General features: G+C 52.4%; 2 protein-coding genes. Both read left to right on the top strand.

Annotation, left to right across the window (positions count from 1 at the left end; translation table 11 throughout):
* The first annotated feature begins 276 nt into the window (after positions 1-276).
* The gene (gene greA / locus QZR21_RS08870) at positions 277-750 is read left to right on the top strand and encodes a transcription elongation factor GreA (protein ID WP_296095770.1); all 474 of its coding nucleotides are present in this window, start codon (positions 277-279) and stop codon (positions 748-750) included.
* 29 nt (positions 751-779) lie between these two features.
* On the top strand, positions 780-2,711 hold the full coding sequence (lysS, locus tag QZR21_RS08865) for a lysine--tRNA ligase (protein WP_307974362.1): 1,932 nt from the start codon (positions 780-782) through the stop codon (positions 2,709-2,711).
* The last annotated feature ends 175 nt before the right edge of the window (positions 2,712-2,886 follow it).

The following is a 2,886-nucleotide window of genomic DNA, read 5'->3' as shown; positions in this document are numbered from 1 at the left end:
TGATTCGCCTGCGGCGCTTTCCATCCGATGTTTCCGCCAGTCATTCGTGCCGTAGGCTGTCGAGCTTTCCTGGAAGCTAGAGGCTAGTAGCCCCGCACGAATGACTCTATCCATCAGCACCTCTCCAACAGCTCACCGCAATAGTCAGAATACTTCTTTCCCCAATTCCGTTTGACTGGAGCCGCGCATTTGCTATATACTATGAAATATGCCCTGTTTAGGAAACCGCTATATAAGGTAATATAAGAAGTATTTAAAGAAAAGAGGAAGATTGTCATGGCAGAAGTGCAGCGTACCCTGGTCACCAAAGAGGGCCTGGAAAAAATGAAAAAGGAACTGGATGAACTCCGTTCCACAAAACGTGCAGAAATTGCCCAGCGTCTGAAAGCCGCCATCGCAATGGGCGACCTTTCCGAAAACTCCGAATATGATGAAGCAAAGAATGCCCAGGCCTTTCTGGAAGGCCGCATCCTCCAGCTGGAACAGCAGATCCGCACAGCCCAGGTCATTGAAAAAGCAGCCAAAGGCCGGGTAGATGTAGGATCCACCGTCCTTATCGAAGATATGGAAGAACACCTGCAGGAAAAGGTGACTATCGTGGGCTCCACGGAATCCAATCCCTTCGAAGGCCGGATTTCCAATGAATCTCCGGTGGGCCGTGCTCTTATGGGAGCCAAGGCAGGAGATATCGTGGAAGCAGAAGCACCGAATGGGGTGCTGAAGTACAAAGTCATCAGCATTGAAGACTGATTTCATAGCGTAAGAAATGAGGTTAATGAATGGCAGAAAATAAAAAGCAGCAGACTGGTCCGAAGCTGAATGACCAGATGCTCGTACGTCGTCAGAAATTGGACAAAATCCGTGCCCTTGGCGTAGAACCCTACGGGCAGAAGTTCAACTGGGACCACCATGCGGCAGATATCCGCAGGGATGCAGAAGAACTGGAAAAGAATGAAACCCACGTCCGCATCGCCGGCCGCATCATGATCCGCCGGGGCCAGGGAAAGACCGCTTTCTGCGTACTCCGCGACCAGAGCGGTGATATCCAGGTCTACTTCAAGCGGGATGAACTCCCGGAAAAGGAATGGGCCCTGTTCAAGCTGGTGGATATCGGTGATATCCTCGGTATTGAAGGCACCGTATTCACCACCCACACCGGAGAACTGACGGTTCGGGTGCTCCATTTCACCATGCTGTCCAAATCCCTCCGGCCGCTGCCGGAAAAATGGCACGGCCTCACCGATAAGGAACAGCGTTACCGCCAGCGGTACCTGGATCTCATCATGAATCCGGAAGTCCGGGAAACCTTCGTCAAGAGGGCAGCCATGATGGCAGCTATCCGGAAATGGTATACGGACCACAATTTCCTGGAAGTAGAAACACCGGTGCTCCAGCCACTCTACGGCGGCGCCAATGCAAAGCCCTTTACCACCCATTTCAACGCCCTGGACATGACCATGTACCTCCGCATTGCACCGGAGCTGTACCTGAAACGGCTCCTCGTGGGCGGTTATGAACGGATTTTTGAAATCACAAGAAACTTCCGGAATGAAGGTATGGATACCCGGCACAATCCGGAATTTACAGCCATCGAAACATACCAGGCCTATGGGGACATCGAAGACGTTATCGACCAGACAGAACAGATTGTGGCTGCCTGCGCTATGGCTTCCTACGGTTCCATGAAATTTACCTATGAAGATACGGAAATCGATGTGACTCCGCCCTGGCCGCGGCTCACCATGGCAGAAGCCGTGAAGAAGTACACCGGTGAAGACTTCGATGCCTGCAAGACAGTAGAAGACGCCCGGGCCATTGCGGATAAGCTCCATGTGGAATACGGTGAATTTGACGGATTCGGCAAGATTCTTTCCGCCTGCTTCGATGCCTACGTGGAAGAACACCTTATCCAGCCGGTTCATATCACAAAACACCCCATCGAAGTATCCCCCCTGTCCAAGCTGGACCCGAAGGATCCCAGATATACCATCCGTTTCGAATCCTACATTTACGGTCGTGAACTGGCTAACGGGTTCTCCGAATTGAATGACCCCATTGACCAGAGAAAACGGTTTGAACTGCAGGTGGAAGAAAGAAAACATGGCGACGATGAAGCCCATCCGATTGATGAGGATTTCCTGACGGCCCTGGAATACGGCATGCCTCCGACAGGCGGCCTCGGCATCGGCCTTGACCGGCTCTTCATGCTCATGACCAACTCCGCCTCCATCCGCGATGTACTTCTCTTCCCGGCCATGAAACCGGAAACGGCCCTGGAAAAGAAGACTGCCCGGGAGGCGGAAGAAATGGCCAGGGAAGCAGACAACGAACCTATCGATTTCTCCAAAGTCGAAATTGAACCGATGTTCAAGGACTATGTGGACTTCGATACATTCAGCAAGTCCGACTTCCGCGCAGTGAAAGTTAAGGAATGCACCGCCGTGCCGAAGAGCAAGAAGCTCCTGAAGTTCGTCCTGGACGATGGTACCGGTACAGATCGTATCATCCTTTCCGGTATCCATGCTTACTATGAACCGGAAGAACTGGTAGGAAAGACACTGATTGCCATTGTGAACCTGCCCCCGAGAAAGATGATGGGCATCGATTCCTGCGGCATGCTGCTGTCTGCTGTCCACCACGAAGAGGGAGAAGAAAAGCTCCATCTCCTCATGGTTGACCGCCACATTCCGGCAGGTGCCAAGCTGTACTGATAGAATCACAAAAAAAATCCCCGTATGGGGATTTTTTTGTGGGGAAAATTGGGAAGCCTGCCAAATTGTGGCTTGTCGAGCTGTTGGAGTTTGTGGTTTGCCGGCGGGCTGCTCGGATGGATGGGGCATAAGGGTTGTGGGTCAGGCGCCGCTTCGCTGGCCCGACCGGGTTGTG

The organism is uncultured Dialister sp., assembly GCF_900541605.1.
Classification (GTDB): domain Bacteria; phylum Bacillota; class Negativicutes; order Veillonellales; family Dialisteraceae; genus Dialister.
Note: the sequence above shows the minus strand (reverse complement) of the source record. Positions and strands in the feature narration are given on the sequence as shown.